We start from the raw sequence: 25,181 nt of genomic DNA, 5'->3' as shown, positions 1-25,181 counted from the left end.
AGCGCCTGGACGGCCCGGTGCGCGGCAACGGCAAGATCATGCAGGAACTCGAGGCGTTCTTCCGCGGCGCGGGCTGGAACGTGATCAAGGTCGTCTGGGGCCGGGAATGGGATGACCTGCTGACCCGCGACACGGACGGGTCGCTGGTGCAGATCATGAACGAAACCCCGGACGGGGACTACCAGACCTACAAGGCCGAGTCCGGCGGGTTCGTCCGCGAACACTTCTTCGGCAAAACCCCGCAGACCAAGGACCTCGTCGCTGACCTGACCGATGACGAGATCTGGAACCTCAAGCGCGGCGGCCACGACTACCGCAAGGTCTACGCCGCGTACAAGGCCGCGACCGAATTCAAGGGCAAACCCACCGTGATCCTGGCCAAAACGGTCAAGGGCTACGGCCTCGGACCGCACTTCGAAGGCCGCAACGCCACCCACCAGATGAAAAAACTCACCCTCGACGACCTGAAGAAGTTCCGCGACCACCTGCGGATTCCGGTCACGGATGAGCAGCTGGAGAAGGACCCGTACCGGCCGCCGTACTACCACCCGGGCACGGACGCGCCGGAAATCAAGTACCTGCTCGAGCGCCGCGCGGCCCTGGGCGGTTCCGTTCCGGAACGGCGTTCGAAGCACTCGGACATCGAGCTGCCCGAAGCGAAGACCTACGAGGTGGCCAAGCGCGGTTCGGGCAAGCAGCAGGCCGCCACCACCATGGCGTTCGTCCGCCTGCTCAAGGACCTGATGCGGGACAAGAACTTCGGCAAGCACATCGCGCCGATCATCCCGGATGAGGCTCGCACGTTTGGCATGGACGCGTTCTTCCCGACGGCGAAGATCTATAACCCCAAGGGCCAGAACTACCTGTCCGTGGACCGGGACCTGGTCTTGGCCTACAAGGAATCCGCGCAGGGACAGCTGATCCACCCCGGCATCAACGAAGCCGGCGCCGTGGCAGCCTTCACCGCCGCCGGCACCGCCTACGCCACCCACGGCGTACCCCTGGTCCCGGTCTACGTGTTCTACTCCATGTTCGGCTTCCAGCGCACCGGCGACGCCTTCTGGGCCGCCGCCGACCAGATGACCCGCGGCTTCATCATCGGCGCCACCGCAGGACGGACCACCCTCACCGGCGAAGGCCTCCAGCACGCCGACGGACACTCCCCCCTGCTGGCCTCCACCAACCCCGCCGTGGTCACCTACGACCCCGCCTACGGCTACGAAATGGGCCACATCGTCCGCGACGGCCTCGAACGCATGTACGGGCACGACTCGACCGACCGTAACCTGATGTACTACCTCACGGTCTACAACGAGCCCATCATCCAGCCCGCCGAACCGGAGAACCTCGACGTCGAAGGCGTCCTCAAGGGCATCTACAAGCTCGCAGCCTCCACCACCGAAGGCCCCAAGAGCCAGATCCTCGCCTCCGGCGTCTCCGTCCCCTGGGCCCTGGAAGCCCAGCGGATCCTCGCCGAGGACTGGGGCGTCTCCGCCGACGTCTGGTCCGTCACCTCCTGGAACGAACTGCGCCGCGACGGCCTCGCCGCCGAAGAGGAAGCCTTCCTCAACCCCGGCAAGGACGCCCGGAGTCCATTTGTCGCGCAGCAACTGGCGGATGCCCAAGGCCCCGTCGTCGCCGTCTCGGACTACATGAAGGCCGTCCCGGACCAGATCCGGCAGTTCATCCCGAACGACTTCGCCACCCTCGGCGCCGACGGCTTCGGCTTCTCCGACACCCGCGCCGCCGCCCGCCGCTACTTCAAAAACGACATCCACTCCGTCGTTGTGAAGACCCTGCAGCTGCTTGCAGCCAAGGGTGAGGTTGACGCACAGGCACCGGCGCAGGCGATCGAGAAGTACCGTCTGCTCAACGTGAACGCCGGTACCACGGGCAACGCCGGAGGCGAGTCCTAACCACCTCACGAGGAGTTTTTGTACAGATAATGGCCCCAAAAGGCCTTTGAAGTCGCGACAACTGTACAAAAACTCGGAAGCGCGAAAACGAACGACGGCGGTCCCCACCCACGGTGGGGGCCGCCGTCGTCGTTTGCGGTACTTCAGCGGTACTTCGGGAAGCGCCGGGCGGGCTGTGACACAGCACAACGGTAGTTGTAGCCTTTGCACAAAATGGAGCTTGCCCCGCAGGCACCGTATGCTCGAATTATGCCCGAGCCGTCCCCCGCCCCTGCACCGCGCAAACCGTCCTCCCGGACCATGAGTCCGGAGAAGACGGAGACCCTGAAAAAGCTCAGGGCCAGCGTCGGTCAGCTGTCCACCACCACCATGCGCCAGCTGGAAAAATCCCTGCCGTGGTACAGCCGGCTCAGCTCGGACGAGCGCTCCGCGCTGGGCCTCGTGGCGCAGAACGGCATCGCGGCGTTCGTCACCTGGTATGAGCGCCCCAGCTCCCCGTCCTGGATCCTGTCCGATGTTTTCGGCACCGCTCCGACGGAACTGACCCGGTCCATCAGCCTCCAGAAGGCGCTCCAGCTCATCCGGATCGTCGTGGAAGTGGTGGAGGACCAGGTTCCCGTCATCGCGCCCGAAGCGGACCAGCCCTCCCTGCGCGAAGCAGTCCTCCGGTACTCGCGGGAAGTGGCTTTTGCCGCGGCCGACGTGTACGCCCGGGCCGCGGAATCCCGGGGATCCTGGGACACGCGGCTCGAAGCCCTGATTGTGGACGCCATCCTGCGCGGCGAAAACACTGACGCGCTGCGCTCCAGGATCGCGGCGCTCGGCTGGAAGGCGCAGGAACGCTTCACTGTGATGGTGGGGAACTCGCCGTCGGAGCCCAGCGCCAGCTACGTCAGCGAACTGCGCCGCATGGCCGGCCGGTACGCGGAGGATGCCCTCGTGGGGATCCAGGGCGACCGCCTCATCCTGATCCTGGGCGGCGTGCACGACCGGGAAACCGCGTATGTGAAGCTCAGCGACATGTTCGCGCCCGGCCCGGTGGTTTACGGAGCGGAAGCCAGCTCCCTGCTGGAAGCCAGCGGCTCGGCGCAGTCTGCCTTCGCCGGCCTCACTGCCGCCCGGGCATGGCCCGCCGCTCCGCGCCCGGTGGCAGCCGACGATCTCCTGCCGGAGCGGGTCATCTCCGGGGACGATGCCGCCCGGCGGTCGCTGGTGAAAAACATCTACCGGCCGCTGCTCGCGGCGTCGAACGGGCTGGTGGAAACGCTCGGCACGTACCTGGAGCTGGGGCATTCACTCGAGGCGACGGCACGGGAACTCTTCGTCCATGCCAACACGGTGCGGTACCGTCTCAAGCGGGTTTGTGATGTGACAGGCTGGGATCCGCTGCTCCCGCGCGAGGCTTTTGTGCTCCAGGCAGCCCTTGTGGTGGGACGGCTTTCCACTCCGCCGAAGCCCGCCGTCGAGCGTGTTGCCGTGCGGAACACGAATTGAACCGTTGTAGACTTCCTACAACCTGACCTCCTGAGCTTGGTGTACGGAAACACCAATGGATCACCCGGTAATTTGGAAAGCTGGATACGTGCTTGCAATCGTCTGCCCTGGACAGGGCTCACAGACCCCTGGTTTCTTGGCCCCTTGGCTGGAACTGCCCTCCGTAGCAGGCCATCTGGCCTCCCTGAGCGAAATTGCAGGCATCGACCTCACTGCGCACGGGACCACCTCTGACGAGGAAACCATCAAAGACACCGCCGTCGCGCAGCCGCTGATTGTCGCGGCCGGACTGGTCGCCGCCAAGTCGCTGTTCGACGTCGAACTCAGCACGCTGCCGGTCATCCTGGCCGGGCACTCGGTGGGCGAGATCACGGCGTCCGCGCTGGCCGGCGTGCTCACCGAAAAGGAAGCCATGACGTTCGTGCGCGAACGCGCCAACAGCATGGCCGCCGCAGCTGCGGTCACGCCCACGGGCATGAGCGCCGTGGTGGGTGGCGACCCCGCCGAGGTCCTGGCCGCCATCGAGGCCGCCGGTGCAACGCCCGCAAATGTCAACGGAGCGGGCCAGACAGTCGCCGCGGGCACGTTCGACCAGCTCAAGGCCCTGGCCGAGAATCCGCCGGCCAAGGCGCGCGTGATCCCGCTGAAGGTCGCCGGGGCATTCCACACCTCACACATGGCTCCCGCGGTGAGCGCACTTGAGGCGCTCCGCCCGGAACTGCAGCCGCAGGCACCTGCCGTGCCGCTGCTGTCCAACTTCGACGGCCAGGAGGTCACGGCGGGCACCGCCGCCGTCGACAGCCTGATCGCCCAGGTCTCGCGGCCGGTCCGCTGGGACCTCTGCATGGAGTCACTCGTGAACCGCGGAGTCACTGGCGTCATCGAACTCGCTCCGGCGGGCACCCTGGCCGGACTGGCCAAACGGGGCATGCCGGGCGTCAAGACCGTTGCTGTCAAAACGCCGGACGACCTGTCCGCGGCCCTTGCACTCTTCGCAGAACTGGAAGGACAGGCATGAGCAGCACGCCGGTACTGAAGCAGACCCCGACTAACGAGCACACCCGGATCCTGGGCCTCGGCGCTTACCGCCCCGACGTCCTGGTCACCAATGAGGACGTGTGCCAGTGGATCGATTCCTCGGACGAGTGGATCCGCCAGCGCACCGGCATCGTCACCCGCCACCGGGCACCCGCCGACGTCAGCGTGATCGACATGGCCGAGGGCGCCGCCCGTGAGGCCATGCAGAAGGCAGGCATCGAGGCATCCCAGCTTGGCGCCGTCATCGTCTCCACGGTGACCCACCCGTACGCCACGCCGTCGGCCGCCGCGAGCCTCGCCGATCGGCTGGGCGCCACGCCGGCCCCTGCCTTTGACATCTCCGCGGCCTGCGCCGGCTACTGCTACGGCATAGCCCAGGGCGACGCGCTCGTCCGTTCGGGGGCCGCCACCTACGTCCTCGTTGTCGGCGCGGAAAAGCTCTCTGACGTCATCGACAACCGCGAACGCACCATCTCGTTCCTGCTCGGCGACGGCGCCGGCGCCGTGGTCATCGGCCCGTCGGACACCCCCGGCATCGCGCCGTCGGTGTGGGGATCGGACGGCAGCAAGTGGGATGCCATCGGCATGACCCGCTCCATGCTGGACGTCCGCGATCTCGGCCTGGCGGCACGCCGCTCCGACTCCACCGGCGACCTCGCGCTCCTCGAAGAGGCGCAGGAGCTCTACCCGACCCTCCGCCAGGACGGCCAGACGGTGTTCCGCTGGGCGGTCTGGGAGATGGCGAAGGTTGCCCAGCAGGCGCTGGACGCCGCCGGCGTCCAGGCCGAGGACCTGGTGGCCTTCATTCCGCATCAGGCCAACATGCGGATCATCGATGAGATGGTCAAGAAGCTGAAGCTGCCCGAGACCGTCACCGTGGCCCGGGACATCGCCGAGGCCGGCAACACCTCGGCGGCCTCCATCCCGCTGGCCACGCACCGCCTGCTCCAGGAAAACCCCGCACTGAGCGGCGGACTGGCCCTGCAGATTGGCTTCGGTGCCGGACTGGTCTTCGGCGCCCAGGTTGTTGTCCTTCCGTAGCAATTCCGATAACCAAGCCGCAACCGCGGTTTGCCCATTTCCGGCATCCCCTGCCGGCAATAACAAGAAAAGGAGCCATCAATGGCTAGCAACGAAGAGATCCTGGCCGGACTGGCTGAAATCGTCAACGAAGAGACCGGCCTGGCCCCCGAGGCCGTCGAGCTGGACAAGTCCTTCACCGAGGACCTGGACATCGACTCCATCTCCATGATGACCATCGTCGTCAACGCCGAAGAGAAGTTCGGCGTCCGCATCCCGGACGAAGAGGTCAAGAACCTCAAGACCGTCGGCGACGCCGTGGACTTCATCTCCAACGCCCAGGCGTAAGTAGTACTCCAGCCTTCATTGGCTTCAGCCTTTACAGGCTCCAGCCGGCTGAACCCGGCTGGCCGGCCCGGACCTTTCCGGGACCGGCCAGCCGGTGCACCACCCCTGAATGTTTTTGCAGATTTCCCCCCGCACGCCACCCCACTCCGGCCTCCGGCCAGCAGCACAGGACACGGCAGGCGCACCGACAGAGAGTGATCCCATGACACGCAAAGTAGTCATTACAGGTCTGGGTGCCACCACGCCCATCGGCGGCGACGTACCCACGATGTGGCAGAACGCGCTGAAGGGGGTTTCGGGAGCCCACACCCTTGAGGATGAGTGGGTTGCCAAATACGAACTGCCGGTCCACTTCGCCGCACGGTGTTCCACACCCGCCCTCGACGTCCTGAGCCGGGTCGAGGCCAAGCGCATGGACCCGTCAACCCAGTTCGGCGTCATCGCCGCACGCGAGGCATGGGCCGACTCCGGCATCACCGAAATCGACCATGACCGGCTGGCCGTGGCGTTCGCCACCGGCATCGGCGGTGTCTGGACGCTCCTGGATGCGTGGGACACGCTGAAGGAGAAAGGCCCCCGCCGCGTCCTGCCCATGACCGTTCCAATGCTCATGCCCAACGGCGTGGCCGCCGCTGTGAGCCTGGACCTGGGCGCCCGCGCCGGTGCGCACACTCCGGTGTCCGCTTGCGCTTCGGGCACCGAAGCCATGCACCTCGGACTGGACCTGATCCGCTCCGGCAAGGCCGACGTCGTCATGTGCGGCGGCGCCGAAGCCGCCATTCACCCGATGCCGCTGGCAGCGTTTTCCTCGATGCAGGCACTGTCCCGCCGCAACGATGATCCCGAGCACGCCTCGCGCCCCTACGATCTGGACCGTGACGGCTTCGTCATGGGCGAAGGCGCCGGCGCGCTGGTGCTGGAAGCCGAGGAGCACGCACTCGCCCGCGGCGCGCGGATCTACGGCGAGCTCGCCGGCACCTCCGTGACAGCAGACGCGTACCACATCACGGCCCCGGACCCCCAGGGCCTGGGTGCCACCCGCGCGCTCAAGGCAGCCATGTTCGACGGCCGCATCCAGGCGGAGGACGTGGTCCACGTCAACGCCCACGCAACGTCGACGCCGGTCGGTGACAAGCCGGAGTACACGGCGCTGAAGGCGGCGCTCGGCAACCACGTCGAGAACGTTGCCGTCTCGGCCACCAAGTCGCAGATGGGCCATCTGCTCGGCGCGTCCGGCGCCGTCGAGGCCGTCCTCACCGTTCTGGCTGTCCACGAACGCAAGGCTCCCCTCACCATCAACCTCGAGAACCAGGATCCGGAGATCCCGCTCGACGTCGTGACCTCCGCCCGCGCCCTGCCGGCCGGCGACATCGTGGCGCTGAGCAACTCGTTCGGCTTCGGCGGACACAACGCCGTCGTAGCCATCCGCAGCGTCTGATTGCCCTGAATGAACGCTGAAGAAGCCCCCGCCGGTTGGTGGGGGCTTCTTCGTTGCTATGGGGTATTGCTGCGGTTCGCGCGTCATCCGCCCCGCGCGTCAGCCGGGCAGGCGACTCGAATACTTTGCTCGTTAGCCGACCTGGTGCAGCCAGCGCACCGGCGCGCCTTCGGCGGCATGCCTGAAGGGTTCCAGCTCCTCGTCCCAGGCTTCGCCGAGGGCAAGCGAGAGTTCGTGGTAGACGGCGGAGGGGTCGCCGGCGCCGGCCTCATAGGCGTAGCGGATGCGGTCCTCTGACACCATGATGTTGCCGTGGACGTCCGTCACGGCATGGAAGATGCCCAGCTCAGGTGTGTGGGACCAGCGTCCGCCGTCCACGCCCTGGCTGGGTTCTTCGGTGACCTCGAAGCGCAGGTGTGCCCAGCCCCGGAGGGCAGACGCGAGCTGCGCACCTGTCCCCTGCGCGCCCGTCCAGGACAGTTCCGAGCGGAACATTCCTGGCGCGGCGGGCTGAGGGGTCCATTCCAGATCCGTTCGCTTGTCCACGACGGATCCGATGGCCCACTCAACATGAGGGCACAGTGCGGTAGGGGCCGAGTGAATAAACAGCACACCGCGGGTCATTGCAACAGACATTCCATCCTCCATAGCTGTAGGTACGTCTTCCCCAACGACCTGCATGGATGGATATGTGCTGCTCCGGGCGCCCCGTGGTGCCGGTGATTCCTGCCAATCTATGAAATTACTTGCCGGACTGACAAGAGGCGCCTGGAGACAGTGCTTCAAGCACAACTTGAAAGTTGCCGAACTTGGATCTTATTGTGCCGTACGCCGTCTAATTACGCCAGTGCAATTCGGCGTGGTGTAGAAGACGCGCCGAAGAAACGGCCTAGGCACGAGGGTGGGCCTGCTGATAGCTTTTCCGCAGGCGGTCTACGGATACATGGGTATAGATCTGGGTGGTGGCGAGGCTGCTGTGACCGAGTATTTCCTGGACCGCCCGGAGGTCTGCCCCGCCGTCGAGCAGATGCGTCGCGGCGGTATGCCGCAGCGCATGCGGGCCTGTGGCGGACGTATCGCCTAGTGCTTCGAACAGTCCCTTCACCACACTGCGGACCTGGCGCTGGTCCACGCGGCGGCCGCGCGCGCCGAGGAACAGTGCCGGTCCGCTGTCTGCGGCGGCGAGCTTTCCCCGCCCGCGGCGCAGCCAGTCGTCGACGGCGAGCGCAGCCGGGAGCCCGTAGGGCACCGTCCGTTCCTTGTTGCCTTTGCCGAGCACGCGCAGAGTTCTGCGGTCCGGATCGAGGTCATCGACGTCCAGACCCGCCAGCTCACCGACCCGGACACCTGTGGCGTAGAGCAGCTCAACCATGGCCCGATTGCGCAGGGCCATGGGATCACCGTGTTTGGCCGCCTCGTTGAGATCGGCCAGCAGCCGGGCCAGCTGCTGCTGCTGCAACACGCCCGGCAGGGAACCGTCGCGCTTGGGGGCCTGCAGGCGCAGGGCGGGATCGGTTTGGATCAGTTCTTCCCGCAGCGCCCAGGCGGTGAAACTCCGCGCTGTGGCGGCACGGCGGGCAAGCGTGGAACGGGACGCGCCGGCTTCGCTCTGGCTGCCGAGCCATCGCCGGAGGGTACCCAGTTCGAGCCCCGCGGGGTCGGTGACTCCTTCACCGGCCGCATAGCCCAGCAGGCTGGAGACGTCGGACAGATATGCGCGCACCGTGTGTTCGGACCGGGCCCGCTCACCCGTCAGGTACCGTTCGAAACCCGTGACGGCCCGGGCGAGGGCAGCCGGCAGTTCCTGTTTCTCCACTCCCCCACTGTCCCAGCATTTGGCACAGAATCGGGGAACGGCACGGCCTAATCGGTGAACTGCAGGGCCTAATCATGGAACTGCACGGCGAGCCGCCCGGCGAGGGGGACGTCGCCGGGCGGCAGACCTATGTTGATTGCTTGGAGCGCTTCCAGCCTCCCTTCTCGGATATGGCCAGTCCCAGCAGGGCAAGCCTGCCAAGGCCCGCGCGCACGGATTCTGCGCCCATGCCGGCCACGCTGCAGAGTTTTTCGACGGAGCTGGCAGACCGCAGCGGGAGGGCATCCAGCAGGATCAGGTCCTCAAGTGTCAGGCCGTCGTGGTCGGCTGACTGGCCGCTCTTCTCGTCGGGCAGGGACTGGCCGCTGGGCGACGCAAGCTCGGCGACCTCCCCGGCATCCGTGACACAGACGGCGCCGCCGTCGCGCAGCAGCCGGTGGCACCCAGCCGAGTTGGCGCTGTGGACCGAGCCGGGAACGGCTCCGACCGCACGGCCCAGGGTTTCCGCGTGATGGGCGGTGTTCAGGGCTCCGGACCGCCACCTGGCCTCCACCACTACTGTGACGGACGCGAGGGCAGCGATCAGCCGGTTTCGCTGAAGGAACCGGTAGCGGGTGGGGGCAGACCCTGGCGGAACTTCGGCAAGTACGGCACCCTGGTTGGCTACAGCGCGCAGGAGATCCTCGTTTCCGGACGGATAGAAGCGGTCCACGCCACCCGCCATGACGGCGATAGTCGGCATGGCACCGGAGCCCCCGGCCAGGGCTGCCCGGTGCGCGTGGGCATCAATCCCGTACGCGCCGCCTGATACCACCGTAAATCCCCGCTGCGCCAGCGAGTAGGCCAGATCACCGGTGACTGATGCGCCATAGCTGGTGCTGTCCCGCGAGCCCACCAGGGCCACCGCCTTGGCCGCCGGCGGAAGTTCGAGCTCAACGCCCCGCCACCAAAGGCAGATCGGCTGGTGCAGGCCAAGGTCGTCCAGTTGGCGCGGCCACAGCCCGTCCGTCGGGATGATCATCCGGCCGCCCAGGCGCTGCAACGTGGCCAGGTCGCGCTCCGGGGCGAGGTCGGGAATTCTCGGCGCCCAGCGCTTCAGCGCGGCACCGAGGCCGGCCCAGGAGTTCACCGAGCTGTGCTCTGCCAGCAGCCCGGTGATGTCCTGTTCCAGCCCCGGCCCGTAACTGACCTCGCCGGTGGCTATCCTCAGGGCGTCCTCGGCCCCGGCAACGTGCACCAGGGCCAGGCCCGCGACGTCTTGTGGCTCCATCAGCCTCGACAGTGCGGCACGGGCAACTCTCTCGTTGTGCATGTGGGTTCCTTTCACGCCGCTGCCGAAGCGGTCTGGCGAAGGCTCAGGGCCTGTCCGATGTCGTTCCCGTCCGGCTGCTCCCGGCCACCAAGGTCGGCCAAAGTCCAGGCGAGGCGGAGGACACGGTCATAGCCCCTGGCCGTGAGTACGCCCCGTTCCAGTGCATGGTCCAGGATCCGGGTGGTGGCGGCCGCCAGTTTCAGCTCGCTGCGCAGGATGCGCCCGGGGACCTGGGAATTCGTTTCCATGCCCCAGGGCTGAAGCCGCTGCAGCTGGCGGGCCCGGGCAGCCAGGACGCGGACACCGACCGTTGCACTGTCCTCCGCTCCCCCGGACTGGCCAAAGTCCGCCAGCGACACGCGGTCCACCTGCAGCTGGATGTCCACGCGGTCCAGGAGCGGCCCGGACATGCGCGACATGTAGCGGCGCCGCATGAAGGGGGTGCAGGTGCATTCGATGCCCTTCCCCGAGGCCTTGCCGCACGGACACGGGTTGGCTGCCAGCACCAGCTGGAACCGCGCGGGGTAGGCCGCTGCTCCGGCCGAGCGGTGGATGACCAGCTCGCCGCTCTCAAGCGGCTGCCTGAGTGCATCCAGGACCCTGCGTTCGTATTCGGGCGCCTCGTCAAGGAACAAGATTCCGCGGTGCGCCCGCGACGCGGCTCCGGGACGCGGCAGGCCCGACCCGCCGCCGATGATCGCGGCGGCCGTGGCGGTGTGGTGCGGATTCTCGAAGGGCGGCCGCCGGACCAGCTGCACCCCGGATGCGGGGAGTTGGCACAGGGAGTGGATGGCCGTCACCTCCATCGCCTCCGTGTCCCGCAGATCGGGCAGAAGGCCGGGAAGCCGCTCGGCCAGCATTGTCTTGCCGGCGCCGGGCGGGCCGGTCAGCAGCAGGTGGTGGGCGCCGGCGGCGGCCACCTCCAAGGCACGGCGTGACTCCGCCTGGCCGGACACGTCACACATGTCCGGGACGGGCGCGTCCACGGAGACAGGCTCAGTCCCGGCTGGTTCGTCCTCCGGTGCGAAGTCGAGGACAAGTTCCTGCGGGTCAGCGCCAAAATCGAATACCAGCCGTGCCAGGGTCCGGTAGCCGCGGACCCTGGCACCGGGGACGAGTTCGGCCTCTGCCGCATTCGCCTGGGCCACCACGATGTCCTGGAACCCGGCCTGCACCGCGGACATCACTGCCGGAAGTATGCCGCGGACGGGCCGGAGGCGTCCGTCGAGTCCCAGCTCGGCGATGAAGACGGTCCGCCCGGTGGGCCTGATGTCCTCCGCGGCACGCAGCACCGACATCGCGATGGCAAGGTCGAAGCCGGAACCGCGCTTGGGCAGGGACGCCGGAATGAGGTTGGCGGTGATCTTCCGCCGGCTCAGCGGAATTCCGGAGTTCTGCGCCGCAGAGCGGATGCGGTCCCTGGCTTCGTTGAGGGAGGCGTCCGGGAGGCCAAGAAGCACAAAGGCCGGCAGTGTCTGGCCGATGTCGGCCTCGACCTCCACGATGTAGCCGTTGAGGCCGACGAGGGCCACCGAATAGGCTCTCCCCAGCGCCATCACAGCACCTCCTTGAGGTGCTCAACGGTGGGTTTGCCAACGCCGTCGTCCAGCACGGCAATGACGTCCACCCGGTGCAGCGGTAAGCGCAGTCCATGGTCCCGGCACCAGGCCGAACCCAGGCGGTGCAGCCGGGCGAGCTTGTCAGCGCCCACCGCCTCAAACGGGTGACCGTAGGCGAGCGAACGCCGCGTCTTCACCTCGGCGATGACGAGGGCATCGCCGTCCAGTGCGACGATGTCGATTTCGCCGTCCGGGCAGCGCCAGTTGCGCTCCACGATCAGCATCCCCAGCGATTCCAGGTATTCCGCCGCGAGTTCTTCCCCGCGCCGGCCCAGCAGGTCCTTGGCTTTCATGTCCACCTCCGCAACAAGACTGCGGCGGCGGACTTACCCGGAACAGGGCACTGTCACGCTATGTGGGAAAGACCGGCGGGATGCACGGGGAGGGCCGCCGGGGAGCCCGCAAAACAGCGGGTGTGGAGGAACAGTCGCGCCCCCAGGAGGCGCTGAGAAACGCAGGAAAGCATAAACCTCAGTTGCCGAGGTCGACGTCCTTGGGCAGCGCGAGTTCCTCGTTACGCGGCAGTTCCTCGACGTTGACGTCCTTGAACGTGATGACCCGGACGCTCTTCACGAACCGCGCTGAACGGTAGACGTCCCAGACCCAGGCATCCTGGAGCGTGAGATCGAAGTAGACCTCGCCGTCGGCGCTGCGCGCCTGCAGGTCCACGTGGTTGGCGAGGTAGAAGCGCCGCTCGGTCTCGACCACATAGCTGAACAGACCCACGACGTCGCGGTACTCCCGGTAGAGCTGGAGCTCCATATCGGTTTCATAGTTCTCAAGGTCTTCGGCACTCATGGTTCCATCTTGCACCATGCGGACGGGAACCCGCGCACCGCACGACGCCCCGCACTATTCCGTCAGCAGGTTCCAGCTGATCCGGTGGTAGGGGCTTGGTCCGCGGGTGCGGATCGCTTCCCGGTGTGCCGCCGTGCCGTAGCCCTTGTTGACGTCCCAGCCGAAGTCCGGGTACTCGAGGTGGAGCTGCTGCATGTGCCGGTCACGCTCGACCTTGGCCAGGACACTCGCGGCCGCGACGCTGAGGCACTGCATGTCGGCCTTGACCAGGGTGTGGACTGGCGCGTCACAGCCCGGGTCGGTGATGATTTCGTCGAACAGTGAAGGCTGGACGGCGGGAGAGAGCCAATTGTGGCTCCCATCCAGCAGGACGACATCCGGCGTGATGCCCGCACCGAGGATCTCGAACCAGGCCCTGTTTCCGGCCGCCCGCAGGGCACCCATGATGCCGAGTTCATCGATTTCGCGCGCACTGGCATGTCCCACGGCGGAGGCGACGCTCCAGGCCCGCACCAGCGGGTCAAGCCGTTCCCGGTCCGCTGGCTTGAGCAGCTTGCTGTCCCGGACATCTGCGAGCAGTTCCATGTTCTGCAGGTCCACGACGGCGATTCCCACGCTCACCGGCCCTGCGAGGGCGCCGCGGCCTACCTCGTCGACGCCGGCCAGGAACCGCGCCCCGCGGGGACGGAAGCGCTTCTCGTAGTCAAGGGTGGGTGCAACGGACATGGCTAACCTGCCGACGGCACATTCTTGAAGACACCGGGGTAGTTGTCCAGGGCCGCCCAGCGGTTCATCGGCCAGGCGATGACCGCTGCCTTGCCTTCGATGTCGGCGATGTCCACGAAGCCTCCGTTGGTGTCGGTGTGGGCACGGGAGTCCGCCGAGTGGTTGCGGTTATCGCCCATCACCCAGACTTTGCCCTGCGGCACGACGACGTCGAAGGTGCGCACTGCCGGAACCTCGGCCGGATTGACGTATGTCTCGTCCAGCGCCGCACCGTTGACGCTGATCTTGCCGCCGGCGTCACAGCAGACGACGTGGTCCCCGGGGAGCCCGATGACCCGCTTGACCAGGTGCTGCTCGGAAGTATCCGGCAGCAGGCCCACGAAGGTCAGCCCGTCCTCCACAACGCTGAACGGCCCGTCGGCCTGTTGCGGTGTGGGCGGCAGCCAGCCCTTGGTGTCCTTGAAGACCACGACGTCGCCGCGCTCCAGGGCGAACGGCTCCGGCACGAGGAGGTTCACGAAGATGCGGTCGTTGATGTCCAGCGTGTTCACCATCGACTCGGACGGAATGTAGAAGGCCCGGAACAGGAAGGTTTTGATGAGGAAGGACAGCACGACGGCGATCACCACCACCGTGGCGATTTCCTTCAGCCACAGCAGGAAAGGGTTGCGGGCACGGCTCTTTTCCTGGCGGGGCGGGCCGGCAGGAACAGGTGACCCGGGTCCGGTTCCGCCGGAGGCGGACACGTCCGAAACGGGCTCCTGGGCGGCATGCCGTCCCGGCCTCGCAGCAGCCTGCTGCGGTTCGGAGTTCCCGGGATCGATTTCCGGCATCTATTGTCCGTCCTTTGTTGTTGAAATGGCCGCCAACGGCGGCCGCGCCACTGACGCAAATCTATCAAGCGGCCAGAGAATCTGTAGCGGCCTGCCGATCACCCTGTCCGCACGTACCATGCCGCCGCCAGGCGCCCCCAGCAGGCTGCGCGAGTCCGCCGACACGGAGCGGTGGTCCCCGAGCAGCCACAGCCGGCCCTCGGGAACAGTCACATCGAACTTCTGGGTGCTCGCAGCATCACCGTCATACAGGTAGGGTTCCACGAGCGGCTGACCGTTGACTGTGAGGCGTCTACCGGCGTCGCAACAGACCACGTGGTCGCCGGGAAGGCCGATGACCCGTTTTACATATGTAGTATCACTGCCGGTCACTCCCAGCCAGTGGCCTGCCGCTGCCGCCGCTTCCTGCAGCGGACCCTGCCCGCTATTCAGCGGGGCGAACGAGCCCCGGCCGTCGAACACGACGACGTCGCCGCGGCGGATCGGTTCGGATTGGAAGGCGGTGCGGGAGACCAGGATCCTGTCACCCGCGCCGAACAGCGGCTCCATTGAGGCGGAGGGAATGTAGTACACGTCCAGCCACAGGGAGCGGATCAGCCCGCTGACCAGGACGGCCGCCAGGACTGCCAGCAACGCAAAACGCCAGCCAGGTTTCCCTGGCTGGCGTTTTGTCTGGTCCATGATCCGTATCCTGTGGCGCTGTTGCGGATGGCTCCGGCGCTGGCCGGATACGGGTTCGGGACCCGCCGTGAAAGTCGGTAAGGACTTACTTGGCGGTGCTGAAGTCGCGCTTTTCCTTGATCTTCGCAGCCTTACCGCGCAGTGCACGCATGTAGTAAAGCTTGGCGCGGCGCACGTCACCCTTGGTGACGAGCTCGATCTTGTCGATGATCGGGGAGTGCACCGGGAAGGTACGCTCAACACCGACGCCGAAGGAAACCTTGCGGACGGTGAAGGTTTCGCGGATGCCGTCACCCTGGCGACCCAGGACGAAGCCCTGGAATACCTGGACACGGGAGTTCTTGCCTTCGATGATGTTCACGTGAACCTTGAGGGTGTCACCCGCGCGGAACTCGGGAACGTCAGTGCGCAGCGAGGCTGCATCTACGGAATCGAGGATATGCATTGATCCACTCCTGGTGAACGCCACAGGTCATCCACTTTGGGTCACGGCGGCCAAGCCCGGATATTTCCGGGAATCGCTGCCGAAGTGTTGAGGTCCGGTCCCGCCACCCTTTGGCGGTACCGGGGTGCCTTGCTGTTGGTTACGCTCCCCCTGTGGCAGGTGCGGACCCAGCAGACACAAGGACTAATTTTGCCACATCTGGCACGAATTGGTTAATTATGGAACGTTCCGTTCCAAATGGGGCGCCGCCTGGGTATCGGGAACGGCTCAGGCTTCCGGCCGGGGCCTGAGGTGACCGTCCACGACGTCGTACCCCAGGTCCGAGAGGGCGGTCCGGTCCGCGCGGGGCAGGGTCCCGGCGTCGAACGCCTGCAGCAGGTCAGGACGGCGTTCCGCCGTCCTGCGGTATTGTTCGTGCCGGCGCCACTGCGCGATCTTGCCGTGGTTGCCGCTGAGCAGGACCGCCGGAACCTCCCGGTCGCGCCAGACCGACGGCTTGGTGTAGACCGGGTACTCGAGCAGGCCGTCCGAATGCGACTCCTCCACGAGCGATTCGGGGTTTCCCACCACTCCGGGGAGCAGCCGGCCGATGGCTTCCACCATGGCCAGGACGGCCACTTCCCCGCCGTTGAGGACGTAGTCGCCGAGGCTGACCGGGCGGACCGTGAAGTGCTCCTCGGCCCATTCGATGACGCGCTCGTCAATGCCCTCGTACCGCCCGCAGGCGAACACCAGCTGCTCTTCCCCGGCAAGCTCGTAGGCCAGCGCCTGGTTGAAGCGCTCCCCCGCCGGAGACGGGACGATCAGCACGGGCTTGGATGCACCGGACGGCCGGGCAGCCGCCACGGACTCCAGCGCCTGGGCCCACGGTTCAGCCTTCATCACCATGCCGGCGCCGCCGCCGTAAGGCGTGTCGTCCACGGTGCGGTGGCGGTCCGTGGTGAAAGTGCGGAGGTCGTGCACATTCAGGTTCAGCAGCCCGTCCTGGCGGGCCTTGCCGATGAGCGACAGTTCCAGCGGTGCCAGGTACTCGGGAAAAATGCTGACGACGTCGATTCTCATCTAGGCTTTGGCCTCCGGCTCAGCCTCATCCTCGGCGGAGTCCGAGCCCCTGGTCTCCGGGTCCTCCGCGCCCTCCTCGTTGACCTCGAACAGGCCCGCCGGCGGAGTGAGCAGGATGTAGCCTTCCGCGATGTTCACCTCGGGGACGATCTGTTCCACGAACGGGATGAGGATTTCCTTGCCGTCCGGGGTTTCGACGACGAGCAGGTCCTGCACGGGCATGGTGTTCAGGGCGCTGATCTTGCCTACGGCCTGGGAGCCGACGCGGGCCTCGAGGCCGACGAGCTCGTGTTCATACCAGCCCTCGTCGTCGTCCTCGTCGAGTTCTTCGGTTTCGATGAACAGCTTGGCGCCGCGAAGCGTCTCGGCGCGGTTCCGGTCGGCCACCTCCTCAAAACCAAGCAGGAGGATGTCCTTGTTCCAGCGGGCACTGCGCACGGTGAGCGGCCCAGCGGAGGCGGGTTCCACCACAAATTCGGTGCCGGGAACGAACCGGTCCTCGGGCGCGTCGGTGAGCACCTGGACGGTCACCTCGCCGCGGATTCCGTGGGGCTTGCCGATACGGGCCACCTGAAGCTGCATGTGTTCCTCTGTTTTGGACTGCGTGGTTAGGACATTTTTGGGTGTCAGGGCCCAAAGCAGTCCGGCCCCTCCACCGTTAGCTGGTGGAGGGGCCGGACTTTAAGGCAAGTGTTGCAGGCGCGTTACCGGCGGCGGTCGGTGTCGACGACGTCGACCCTGACCTGCTCGCCATCTGCCAGCGCCGCCACGACCGTGCGCAGTGCACGCGCGGTGCGGCCCTGGCGTCCGATTACCCGTCCGAGGTCTTCCTGGTGAACGCGCACCTCGAGGGTATCCCCGCGGCGGTTGTTCTTGGCACTGACCTTGACATCCTCAGGGGAGTCGACAATGCCGCGGACGAGGTGTTCGAGCGCTTCTGCCAGCAACTTACTCAGCCTCGGTGGTCTCTGCTTCAGCCTCGGCGGGGGCTTCCGATGCCTTGGCCTTCTTGGTGATGGCTTCCGGGATGATCACGGAACCCTTCTCCGGAGCAACGAATGCTTCCTTGTCGGCCTTGGTCTTCAGGGTGCCTTCCTGGCCCGGCAGACCCTTGAACTTCTGCCAGTCACCGGTGATCTTCAGGATCGCGGCGACCTGCTCCGACGGCTGCGCGCCGACGGACAGCCAGTACTGTGCACGCTCGGAGTTGACCTCGATGTATGAGGGCTCCTCGGTGGGGTGGTACTTGCCGATCTCTTCGATGGCACGGCCATCACGCTTGGTGCGCGAATCGGCGACAACGATGCGGTAGTACGGTGCGCGCATCTTACCGAAGCGCTTAAGGCGAATCTTTACGGCCACTTTTGTGGTCACTCCTGTTTCTGAAACGGGGTTGAACCCGCGTTCTGCACCCGTGGGGCGGGCCGTACTTGGGGGTTCGAAAAGGACAGGATCCGGACGTGGAGAGAGGGGCCACGCAGATCGAGTACCTGACTATTGTGCCAGATCGCCCGCGTTATTTCGACTTGACATGCGGACTGAGGCTTATTGCGTACTAGGAAGACCAGACGTAGAGACCGGTCCTGCTGCCTTCGTCCACGGTGCCGGCGAGCACTGCCAGCTGCTGGACGTAGTTCTTGGCTTCCCCGGCGCCAAAAGGCATGTCATCCTCGGCGGCCCAGCGCTCGGCCACCTCATCCAAAACGTTGCCCTCACCCTCGGATTCGTAGGTGAGGAGCTCGGCCAGCGCCCGGACCATCGCCGCCGGCACACCCAGAAGTGAATCGCTTGCCACGTCCACCATTGCCAGCTCGTAGTCCGCGCCGGCGGCGTGCACCGCGGCACCGGCGAGGTCGCCGAGCTGCTCGATCTCAAAATCACTGATGCCGGCAATCCGGATGCCGTCTCCGGCAGCGGCGCCGCCTGCCAGCGCCTCTGCACGCTTGAGGGCGTCGTTATGGGTGGCGACAAACACTTCGGTAAAGCCCATGGATTCGTCCTCATTCCGTCGGCAGTGCATGCCCCGGCAGCGGCGATGCCGGCCGGGGCTCTCTTCGAATGTCAGCCTAACCCAACCGGGCCCGCCGGGCTTAGCGCACGGTGACGCGGAGGCGGTTGCGCCACGGATCCTCGAACCGCAGCTCGGAGCCGGTGTGGTGCGATTCGACTCCGGCGGCTTTGAGGCGGTCAGCAAGGGCACCGACGTCGTCCCCCGACGGAACCTCGATGAGGACCTCGCCGAGGCCCAGCGTGTCCCGGCGCGGGCCTGCGCCCCGGCTGTTCCAGACATTCATGGCCATGTGGTGGTGGTAGCCGCCGGCGGACACGAAGAGCGCCTGGCCATGCCAGCCGGCCGTCTTTTCGAATCCCAGGGTGCCGACGTAGAAGTCATGGGCGGACTGGACGTCGCCCACCTGCAGGTGGACGTGCCCCACTCCTGCGTCGGTGCCGCGCTGGCCTTCCACGGACTCCTGCGTGAGGTGGTCCTGGAGGTACTTCTGCGGCGGCAGCGCCAGGCTGTCCATGACCACGTTCTTGCCGTCCCAGGACCACGCCTCGCGCGGACGGTCCCAGTAGAGTTCGATCCCGTTGCCTTCAGGGTCGGTGAAATAGAACGCCTCGCTCACCAGGTGGTCGGCGCTGCCCACGAAGGACTGCGGCTCGTACTGGGCCGCGCTGGCAATGGTGGCGGCCAGCGAGGACTGATCCTGGAACAGGAGCGCCGTGTGGAAGAGGCCGGCCTCGCCCCGGCCGGGAATATTGAGGCCCGGGGCGGGAGCAAGGTGCACCAGCGGCGTCTTGAGCCGGCCGAGGTAGAGGCCGCCATCCTGCTCGGCGACGACGTCCAGGCCGAGGGCACGCTGGTAGTAATCGGTCATGAGCTTCATGTCGCCCACCTTGAGCATGACGGTGCCCATGGCGAGGTCGGCAGGAAGCAAGTCCTGGCTGCTGTCAGCTGCTGTCATTGAAAACTCCCGAATGTCCGGACCACCGGATTTCGGCAGCCTCTACATCTCTAAATTACTTGAAGCTTCAATTTATTCCTAATGCACAATCTTTCCCCGGAGCACCACATTCGTGAGGCTCCGGATGGTCTCCGGCACGGCACGAGGGTCCTCCCGGCAGACCACCACGTCCGCGGCCGCCCCTTCCGACAGCCCTTCGGCCCCGAGCCAGCGGCGCGCACGCCAGCATGCCGCGTCAAGCGCAGCCGGTGCCGGAAGCCCGGCGGCGTGAAGTTCGAGGATTTCGTCTGCGATGCGGCCGTGCCGGATCACGCTGCCGGCATCGGTTCCCGCGTAAATTTCGACGCCGGCCTCGTAGGCCTCCAGAACACGCTCGCGACGGCGGGCCCACAGGGCGCGCATGTGCTCCGCATACCGCGGAAACTTCGGTTCGGCCTGGTCGGCGATGTCCGGGAAGGTGGCGATGTTGATAAGTGTCGGCACAATCGGCACCTGCTGCGCGACGAACCGCGGGATGTGCCGGGGCAGCAGGCCCGTGGCATGCTCGATGCAATCGACGCCGGCGTCCAGCATGTCATCCAGGGTGTCCTCGCCGAAGCAATGCGCCGTGACCCTGGCCCCCTCGTCGTGGGCGGCCACGACGGCGTCCCGCACCGCCGCGGCTGGGAACGAGGGCGCGAGGTCGCCGGCGGTCCGGTCGATCCAGTCCCCCACCAGCTTGACCCAGCCGTCCCCTTCCCGCGCCTGCTTGCGCACCGCCTCCACGAGGCCCTCCGGCTCGACTTCCACCGCGAAGTTCCTCAGGTACCGGCGGGACCGGGCCACATGCCGGCCCGCCCTGATGATTCGCGGCGTGTCGGTCCTCTGCTGCAGCCACCGGTTGTCGCTGGCGGCCCCGGCGTCCCGGACAAGGAGCGTGCCGGCGTTGCGGTCCGTCATGGCCTGGCTGTACGCCACGTCGTCGTCCACGGGACCGCCCGGGCCCAGCCCGATGTGGCAGTGGGCATCCACGAAACCAGGCAGGACCCAGCCGTCCAGGACGGCGTCCGGCTGTTGACCCGGAGAATTGAACGTCAGCTTCCCGTCCACGGCCCAGAGCCCTCGGCGTTCCTCATCCGCAGCAGTGAGCACGGGTCCGCTGAATTCGATGATGTGAGCCATGACTCCAGCCTAAGCCGAAGCTGTGGTAGCTTCGTCTACGACCACACGGGTGCCCCTGCAGGGGCTGAGATCAGGCTGGTGCAGCCTGCGACCGTTGAACCTGTCCGGGTAATGCCGGCGAAGGAAGTGAGCAGTAAATTGAGCACCCAGAAATCACAGCTGAGCCCTGCCCAAAACGATGCAGGCCAAAACGATGCAGCCCAGATTGATGCAGCCCAAAGTGAAGCCGCCGGTGATGCTGCCGGCCGTGTCACGCAGTCGCTGAAGTCCCATTCGCTGGCTTATCTGGAGGGGGACGGACTGCGGGTTCCGGTAACGGAAATCGCCTTGGAGCCTTCACCGAACGGTGAGCAGAACGATCCACTGCGGGTTTACCGCACGGCGGGTCCGGGAAGCGACCCGGTGGTGGGCCTGGCGCCGTTCCGTGCGGAATGGATTGCGGCCCGGGCGGACACGGAAACGTACGACGGACGTGAACGGAACCTGCTCGACGACGGCAAGTCAGCCGTGCGCCGCGGCGCGGCTTCCGCCGAATGGAAGGGCGCCAGGCCGGTGCCCCGCCGTGCGGCGGAAGGCAAGACCGTGACGCAGATGCACTATGCGCGGCAGGGCATCATCACCCCCGAAATGCGTTTCGTGGCCCTCCGCGAAAACTGCGATGTGGAACTGGTCCGCAGCGAACTCGCCGCCGGACGGGCCATCATCCCCACCAACATCAACCACCCGGAATCCGAGCCGATGATCATCGGCAAGGCATTCCTGGTGAAGATCAACGCCAACATCGGCAACTCGGCCGTCACCAGCTCCATTGCGGAGGAGGTGGACAAGCTGCAGTGGGCCACCCAGTGGGGCGCGGACACCGTCATGGACCTGTCCACGGGCGACGACATCCACACCACGCGTGAGTGGCTCATCCGCAACTCCCCCGTGCCGATCGGCACAGTTCCGATCTACCAGGCCCTGGAGAAGGTCAACGGCGAAGCGAACGCCCTCACCTGGGAAATCTTCCGCGACACCGTCATCGAACAGTGCGAACAGGGCGTGGACTACATGACCATCCACGCCGGCGTGCTGCTGCGGTACGTGCCGCTCACGGCGAACCGCGTAACCGGCATTGTTTCCCGCGGCGGCTCGATCATGGCCGGCTGGTGCCTTGCCCACCACCAGGAAAACTTCCTGTACACCCACTTTGATGAGCTGTGCGAGATCTTCGCGAAGTACGACGTCGCGTTCTCACTCGGCGACGGACTTCGGCCGGGCGCGACGGCGGACGCCAACGACGCCGCGCAGTTCGCCGAACTGGACACCTTGGCTGAGCTGACCCAGCGGGCCTGGGAGTACGACGTGCAGGTCATGGTGGAAGGTCCGGGGCACATCCCGTTCCACCTGGTGCGGGAGAACGTCGAGCGCCAGCAGGAACTTTGCAAGGGTGCGCCCTTCTACACGCTGGGCCCCCTGGTCACGGATGTGGCCCCCGGCTACGACCACATCACCTCGGCCATCGGCGCCACCGAAATCGCCCGCTACGGCACGGCGATGCTGTGCTACGTCACCCCAAAGGAACACCTGGGCCTGCCGAACAAGGACGATGTGAAGACTGGCGTCATCACCTACAAGATCGCCGCCCACGCGGCCGACCTTGCCAAGGGGCACCCCGGCGCGAACGAGCGGGACGATGCACTGTCCAAGGCCCGGTTCGAGTTCCGGTGGCGCGACCAGTTCGCGCTGTCGCTGGACCCGGTGACGGCCGAGTCCTTCCACGACGAGACGTTGCCGGCGGAGCCTGCCAAGACGGCGCATTTCTGTTCGATGTGCGGGCCCAAGTTCTGCTCCATGAGGATCAGCCAGGACATCCGGAACGAGTACGGCTCCGCCGAGGCGCAGGCCGCCCTCGCCGAGATGGCGGAGGGCATGCGCGAGAAGAGCCAGGAATTTCTTGCTGCGGGCGGAAAGGTGTACCTTCCCGAGCTGCGGCTGCCGGAGTCAGCCCGCAACTAGCGGCACTTTGGGGTACCTGTCCGGCCGGCATTGGGGGCCGGCCGGGCGGGGTTCCGAAAGTACGTCAGGACGCCGTTTTCTCCAGCATGCTCAGTCCGTCAGGACGCGCGGGGATGCTGACGCCGGCTGACCTCGGCGATGAACGACCTGATGTAGCGGTCGCCTTCCGGTGAGTCGTGGGGCCGGTGCCCGCCCGCAGCGATGCGGTGCAGGGCGCCCGTCTCCCGCAGGTAGCCGGCAATTTCCTCGTACAGGGGCTCCCAGCCGCCTGTGAGGACCAGGGTGGGAACACCGGGCACGATCTGCAGCGGCGCCTGCCACGGCGGTGCCTGCAGGCGCAGCCGGCGCGCAGCCCGCCTCGCCTCGGGGGTACTGGGCTCCGGTGTGTCCGCGGCGAAGGCGCGGCGCAGAAACTCACGTTCGTAGTCGTCGTCGCCGAGCTGGTGCCTGACGTCGAACAGTGGCTCCATCAGGGCCCGGTGCGCGGCGGTGGCAGGCAAGTCGGCGGTGAGCGACAGGCAGGCCGGTTCCACGAGCGTCAGCGAGAAGACCAGGTCCGGGCGTTCGACGGCGGCCATCATCGCGGCGATGGCGCCCTGCGAATGAGCCACTACGTGTCCACCGGCGGCCCCGCGCCCGTCGTCCGCCAGGGACCGCAGCACAATGCGGGCATCCTCGGCGAAGTCGGTCTCCAGGGGTTCGGCCTCTGCGTCAAAGCCGTGGCGGCGCAGAAACAGGGCGTCGTACTGCAGGGCCATGCCGTGCTGGCGCGGCCACGCCGCGGAGCCGAAATTACCGGCACCGTGGACGAAGACTACCCGCTGCTTATACATGACCCAACCTTATGGCAGCGGTCTGACATCGGCGCCGGCCGACATGACCGTGCGCCCTATTTACCGCCCATGAACTTGTCGAAGCCCTTGGGCAGGTTCAGCTGGGACGGATCGAAGTCGCCCGACTGCTGGCCGAAGGCTGCTCCTGTGGGCACCGCCTTGGATGCCCCGGCCCGCCGGGCTTCCGCTTCGCGAAGCTCCTGCGCCGCCTTGGCAGGGTTGCCGGAACGGGCCTTCTTCTTGGGCGCGTTCTTGCCGCCCTTGCGGGCACCGCCGGCCCCCATGCCGGGCATCCCGGGCATTCCCGGCATGCCGCCGCCCTGGGCCATCTTCTTCATCATCTTCTGGGCCTGGGCGAAGCGTTCCAGCAGCCCGTTGACCTCGGACACGTGCACGCCGGAGCCGCGGGCGATGCGGGCCCGGCGGGAGCCGTTGATGATCTTGGGTGCCACCCGCTCGTGCGGGGTCATCGAGCGGACAATGGCCTCCACCCGATCGATCTCGCGCTCGTCGAACTGCTCCAGCTGCTGCCGGATGTTCTGCGCACCGGGCATCATCATGAGCATCTTCTTCATGGAGCCCATTTTGCGGATCTGCTGCATCTGCGCGAGGAAGTCATCCAGCGTGAAATCCTCCTGGTCGGCGAACTTCTTCGCCATCCGGGCGGCTTCGTCCTTGTCCCAGGACTTTTCAGCCTGCTCAATGAGGGACAGGACGTCACCCATGTCCAGGATGCGCGAGGCCATCCGGTCCGGGTGGAACAGTTCGAAGTCGTCCAGGCTTTCACCGGTCGAGGCGAACATGACGGGTTTGCCGGTGACCGACGAAACGGACAGCGCGGCACCGCCGCGCGCGTCGCCGTCGAGCTTTGACAGCACGATGCCGGTGAAGTTGACGCCTTCATCAAAGGCCATGGCCGTGTTAACGGCGTCCTGGCCGATCATGGAGTCGATCACGAAGAGCACTTCGTTGGGGACAATGGCCCGGCGGATCTGGCGCGCCTGCTCCATCATGTCGGCGTCGACGCCGAGGCGGCCGGCGGTGTCCACGATGACGACGTCGTGCAGCTTCTGGCGTGCTTCCTCGACGCCGGAGCGTGCGACGGCGACGGGGTCGCCGGCCGGGTGGGCCAGTTCGGAGGTGGCGCCCGGGTGCGGCGCGAAGACGGGAACGCCCGCGCGCTGGCCCACAACCTGCAGCTGCGTCACGGCGTTGGGTCGCTGGAGGTCACAGGCGACCAGGATGGGGCTGTGACCCTGCGCCTTCATCCACTTGGCGAGCTTTCCGGCCAGGGTGGTCTTGCCGGCGCCCTGGAGGCCGGCGAGCATGATGATGGTGGGGCCGGTCTTGGCCATCCGGATGCGCCGCGTCTCGCCGCCGAGGATCTCAACAAGCTCCTCGTTGACGATCTTCACGATCTGCTGGCTGGGGTTCAGGGCGCCGGAGACTTCGGCGCCGAGCGCACGCTCACGCACCTGCCCGGTGAATTCCCGGACCACGGGCACGGCAACATCCGCATCCAGCAGGGCGCGCCGGATCTCGCGGACTGTGGCGTCGACGTCTGCCTCGGTGAGGCGGCCCTTGCCGCGAAGGTTCTTGAAGGTTGCTGTCAACCGGTCAGAGAGTGAATTGAACACGCGCCGTGCACTTCTTTCAGTGGATGTACGGGACTCGACT

The 25,181-nt window shown here is 66.5% G+C and carries 26 protein-coding genes and 1 riboswitch; of the genes, 7 read left to right on the top strand and 19 right to left on the bottom strand.

The genetic code is table 11. The features are described from left to right. The 6 genes from aceE to fabF form a co-directional block, all read left to right on the top strand. On the top strand, positions 1 to 1,916 hold a 1,916-nt coding region (gene aceE, locus AC57BR_RS24380), incomplete at its 5' end, for a pyruvate dehydrogenase (acetyl-transferring), homodimeric type (protein ID WP_496365176.1). A 249-nt stretch (positions 1,917 to 2,165) separates the two neighbouring features. Then, the gene (locus tag AC57BR_RS24375) at positions 2,166 to 3,410 is read left to right on the top strand and encodes a PucR family transcriptional regulator (protein WP_496365175.1); all 1,245 of its coding nucleotides are present in this window, start codon (positions 2,166 to 2,168) and stop codon (positions 3,408 to 3,410) included. 88 nt (positions 3,411 to 3,498) lie between these two features. After that, on the top strand, positions 3,499 to 4,428 hold the full coding sequence (locus AC57BR_RS24370) for an ACP S-malonyltransferase (RefSeq protein WP_496365174.1): 930 nt from the start codon (positions 3,499 to 3,501) through the stop codon (positions 4,426 to 4,428). Then, positions 4,425 to 5,489, top strand: coding sequence for a beta-ketoacyl-ACP synthase III (locus AC57BR_RS24365; protein ID WP_496365173.1), 1,065 nt, complete (start codon positions 4,425 to 4,427; stop codon positions 5,487 to 5,489). Before AC57BR_RS24370 ends, AC57BR_RS24365 begins: the two co-directional genes overlap by 4 nt. A gap of 81 nt (positions 5,490 to 5,570) precedes the next feature. Further along, positions 5,571 to 5,816 carry an acyl carrier protein gene (locus AC57BR_RS24360; RefSeq protein WP_003806076.1) on the top strand — a complete coding sequence of 82 codons (246 nt, stop codon included), beginning with the start codon at positions 5,571 to 5,573 and terminating at the stop codon, positions 5,814 to 5,816. 202 nt (positions 5,817 to 6,018) lie between these two features. Continuing rightward, a complete protein-coding gene (gene fabF / locus AC57BR_RS24355; RefSeq protein ID WP_496365172.1) occupies positions 6,019 to 7,254 on the top strand; it encodes a beta-ketoacyl-ACP synthase II in 1,236 nt (411 codons plus the stop codon). A 132-nt stretch (positions 7,255 to 7,386) separates the two neighbouring features. Here fabF and AC57BR_RS24350 read toward each other — a convergent pair whose 3' ends face one another. The 17 genes from AC57BR_RS24350 to AC57BR_RS24270 form a co-directional block, all read right to left on the bottom strand. Continuing rightward, a complete protein-coding gene (locus AC57BR_RS24350) occupies positions 7,387 to 7,890 on the bottom strand; it encodes a DUF3145 domain-containing protein (protein ID WP_003806074.1) in 504 nt (167 codons plus the stop codon). A gap of 253 nt (positions 7,891 to 8,143) precedes the next feature. After that, a complete protein-coding gene (locus AC57BR_RS24345) occupies positions 8,144 to 9,070 on the bottom strand; it encodes a tyrosine recombinase XerC (RefSeq protein ID WP_496365171.1) in 927 nt (308 codons plus the stop codon). A gap of 127 nt (positions 9,071 to 9,197) precedes the next feature. Beyond that, positions 9,198 to 10,382, bottom strand: coding sequence for a DNA-processing protein DprA (gene dprA / locus AC57BR_RS24340; RefSeq protein WP_496365170.1), 1,185 nt, complete (start codon positions 10,380 to 10,382; stop codon positions 9,198 to 9,200). An 11-nt stretch (positions 10,383 to 10,393) separates the two neighbouring features. Then, a complete protein-coding gene (locus AC57BR_RS24335) occupies positions 10,394 to 11,938 on the bottom strand; it encodes a YifB family Mg chelatase-like AAA ATPase (protein WP_496365169.1) in 1,545 nt (514 codons plus the stop codon). Then, on the bottom strand, positions 11,938 to 12,294 hold the full coding sequence (locus AC57BR_RS24330) for a YraN family protein (protein WP_496365168.1): 357 nt from the start codon (positions 12,292 to 12,294) through the stop codon (positions 11,938 to 11,940). Before AC57BR_RS24330 ends, AC57BR_RS24335 begins: the two co-directional genes overlap by 1 nt. 178 nt (positions 12,295 to 12,472) lie before the next feature. Further along, on the bottom strand, positions 12,473 to 12,799 hold the full coding sequence (locus AC57BR_RS24325; RefSeq protein ID WP_003806068.1) for a DUF2469 domain-containing protein: 327 nt from the start codon (positions 12,797 to 12,799) through the stop codon (positions 12,473 to 12,475). 54 nt (positions 12,800 to 12,853) lie between these two features. After that, the gene (rnhB, locus tag AC57BR_RS24320; RefSeq protein WP_496365167.1) at positions 12,854 to 13,525 is read right to left on the bottom strand and encodes a ribonuclease HII; all 672 of its coding nucleotides are present in this window, start codon (positions 13,523 to 13,525) and stop codon (positions 12,854 to 12,856) included. Positions 13,526 to 13,527: 2 nt separating this feature from the next. Then, complete coding sequence (gene lepB / locus AC57BR_RS24315; protein WP_496365166.1) at positions 13,528 to 14,358, bottom strand: signal peptidase I; 831 nt, start codon at positions 14,356 to 14,358, stop codon at positions 13,528 to 13,530. Further along, complete coding sequence (gene lepB / locus AC57BR_RS24310) at positions 14,359 to 15,039, bottom strand: signal peptidase I (RefSeq protein WP_496365165.1); 681 nt, start codon at positions 15,037 to 15,039, stop codon at positions 14,359 to 14,361. Between the two features lie 85 nt (positions 15,040 to 15,124). Then, complete coding sequence (gene rplS / locus AC57BR_RS24305) at positions 15,125 to 15,484, bottom strand: 50S ribosomal protein L19 (RefSeq protein ID WP_056632605.1); 360 nt, start codon at positions 15,482 to 15,484, stop codon at positions 15,125 to 15,127. Between the two features lie 267 nt (positions 15,485 to 15,751). Then, positions 15,752 to 16,546 (bottom strand): tRNA (guanosine(37)-N1)-methyltransferase TrmD, encoded by a 795-nt coding sequence (trmD, locus tag AC57BR_RS24300; protein WP_496365164.1) that lies wholly within the window; start codon positions 16,544 to 16,546, stop codon positions 15,752 to 15,754. After that, positions 16,547 to 17,128: a ribosome maturation factor RimM gene (rimM, locus tag AC57BR_RS24295; protein ID WP_496365163.1), complete on the bottom strand. Its 582-nt coding sequence runs from the start codon at positions 17,126 to 17,128 to the stop codon at positions 16,547 to 16,549. A gap of 122 nt (positions 17,129 to 17,250) precedes the next feature. Then, a complete protein-coding gene (locus AC57BR_RS24290) occupies positions 17,251 to 17,493 on the bottom strand; it encodes an RNA-binding protein (protein ID WP_076802241.1) in 243 nt (80 codons plus the stop codon). Between the two features lies 1 nt (position 17,494). Continuing rightward, positions 17,495 to 17,908: a 30S ribosomal protein S16 gene (gene rpsP / locus AC57BR_RS24285; protein ID WP_102972220.1), complete on the bottom strand. Its 414-nt coding sequence runs from the start codon at positions 17,906 to 17,908 to the stop codon at positions 17,495 to 17,497. Between the two features lie 193 nt (positions 17,909 to 18,101). After that, positions 18,102 to 18,536, bottom strand: a complete 435-nt coding sequence (locus AC57BR_RS24280) for a hypothetical protein (protein WP_496365162.1) — start codon at positions 18,534 to 18,536, stop codon at positions 18,102 to 18,104. Positions 18,537 to 18,636: 100 nt separating this feature from the next. Then, on the bottom strand, positions 18,637 to 19,512 hold the full coding sequence (locus tag AC57BR_RS24275) for a VOC family protein (RefSeq protein WP_496365161.1): 876 nt from the start codon (positions 19,510 to 19,512) through the stop codon (positions 18,637 to 18,639). Between the two features lie 78 nt (positions 19,513 to 19,590). Next, on the bottom strand, positions 19,591 to 20,673 hold the full coding sequence (locus AC57BR_RS24270; RefSeq protein ID WP_496365160.1) for an amidohydrolase family protein: 1,083 nt from the start codon (positions 20,671 to 20,673) through the stop codon (positions 19,591 to 19,593). A 35-nt stretch (positions 20,674 to 20,708) separates the two neighbouring features. After that, positions 20,709 to 20,816: riboswitch (TPP riboswitch) on the top strand. Here AC57BR_RS24270 and thiC point away from each other — a divergent pair. Next, complete coding sequence (gene thiC / locus AC57BR_RS24265; protein WP_496365159.1) at positions 20,812 to 22,671, top strand: phosphomethylpyrimidine synthase ThiC; 1,860 nt, start codon at positions 20,812 to 20,814, stop codon at positions 22,669 to 22,671. Its footprint overlaps the riboswitch before it by 5 nt. A 98-nt stretch (positions 22,672 to 22,769) precedes the next feature. Here thiC and AC57BR_RS24260 read toward each other — a convergent pair whose 3' ends face one another. Both AC57BR_RS24260 and ffh read right to left on the bottom strand, forming a co-directional pair. Next, entirely contained in the window at positions 22,770 to 23,504 is a 735-nt protein-coding gene (locus tag AC57BR_RS24260; RefSeq protein WP_496365158.1) for an alpha/beta fold hydrolase, read from the bottom strand. A gap of 56 nt (positions 23,505 to 23,560) precedes the next feature. Continuing rightward, entirely contained in the window at positions 23,561 to 25,141 is a 1,581-nt protein-coding gene (gene ffh / locus AC57BR_RS24255; RefSeq protein ID WP_496365157.1) for a signal recognition particle protein, read from the bottom strand. Positions 25,142 to 25,181: the final 40 nt, after the last annotated feature.

This window comes from Arthrobacter sp. BGA-UO-ETr-C19 (genome assembly GCF_059568005.1).
This window is presented reverse-complemented; position numbering and strand designations above follow the sequence as displayed.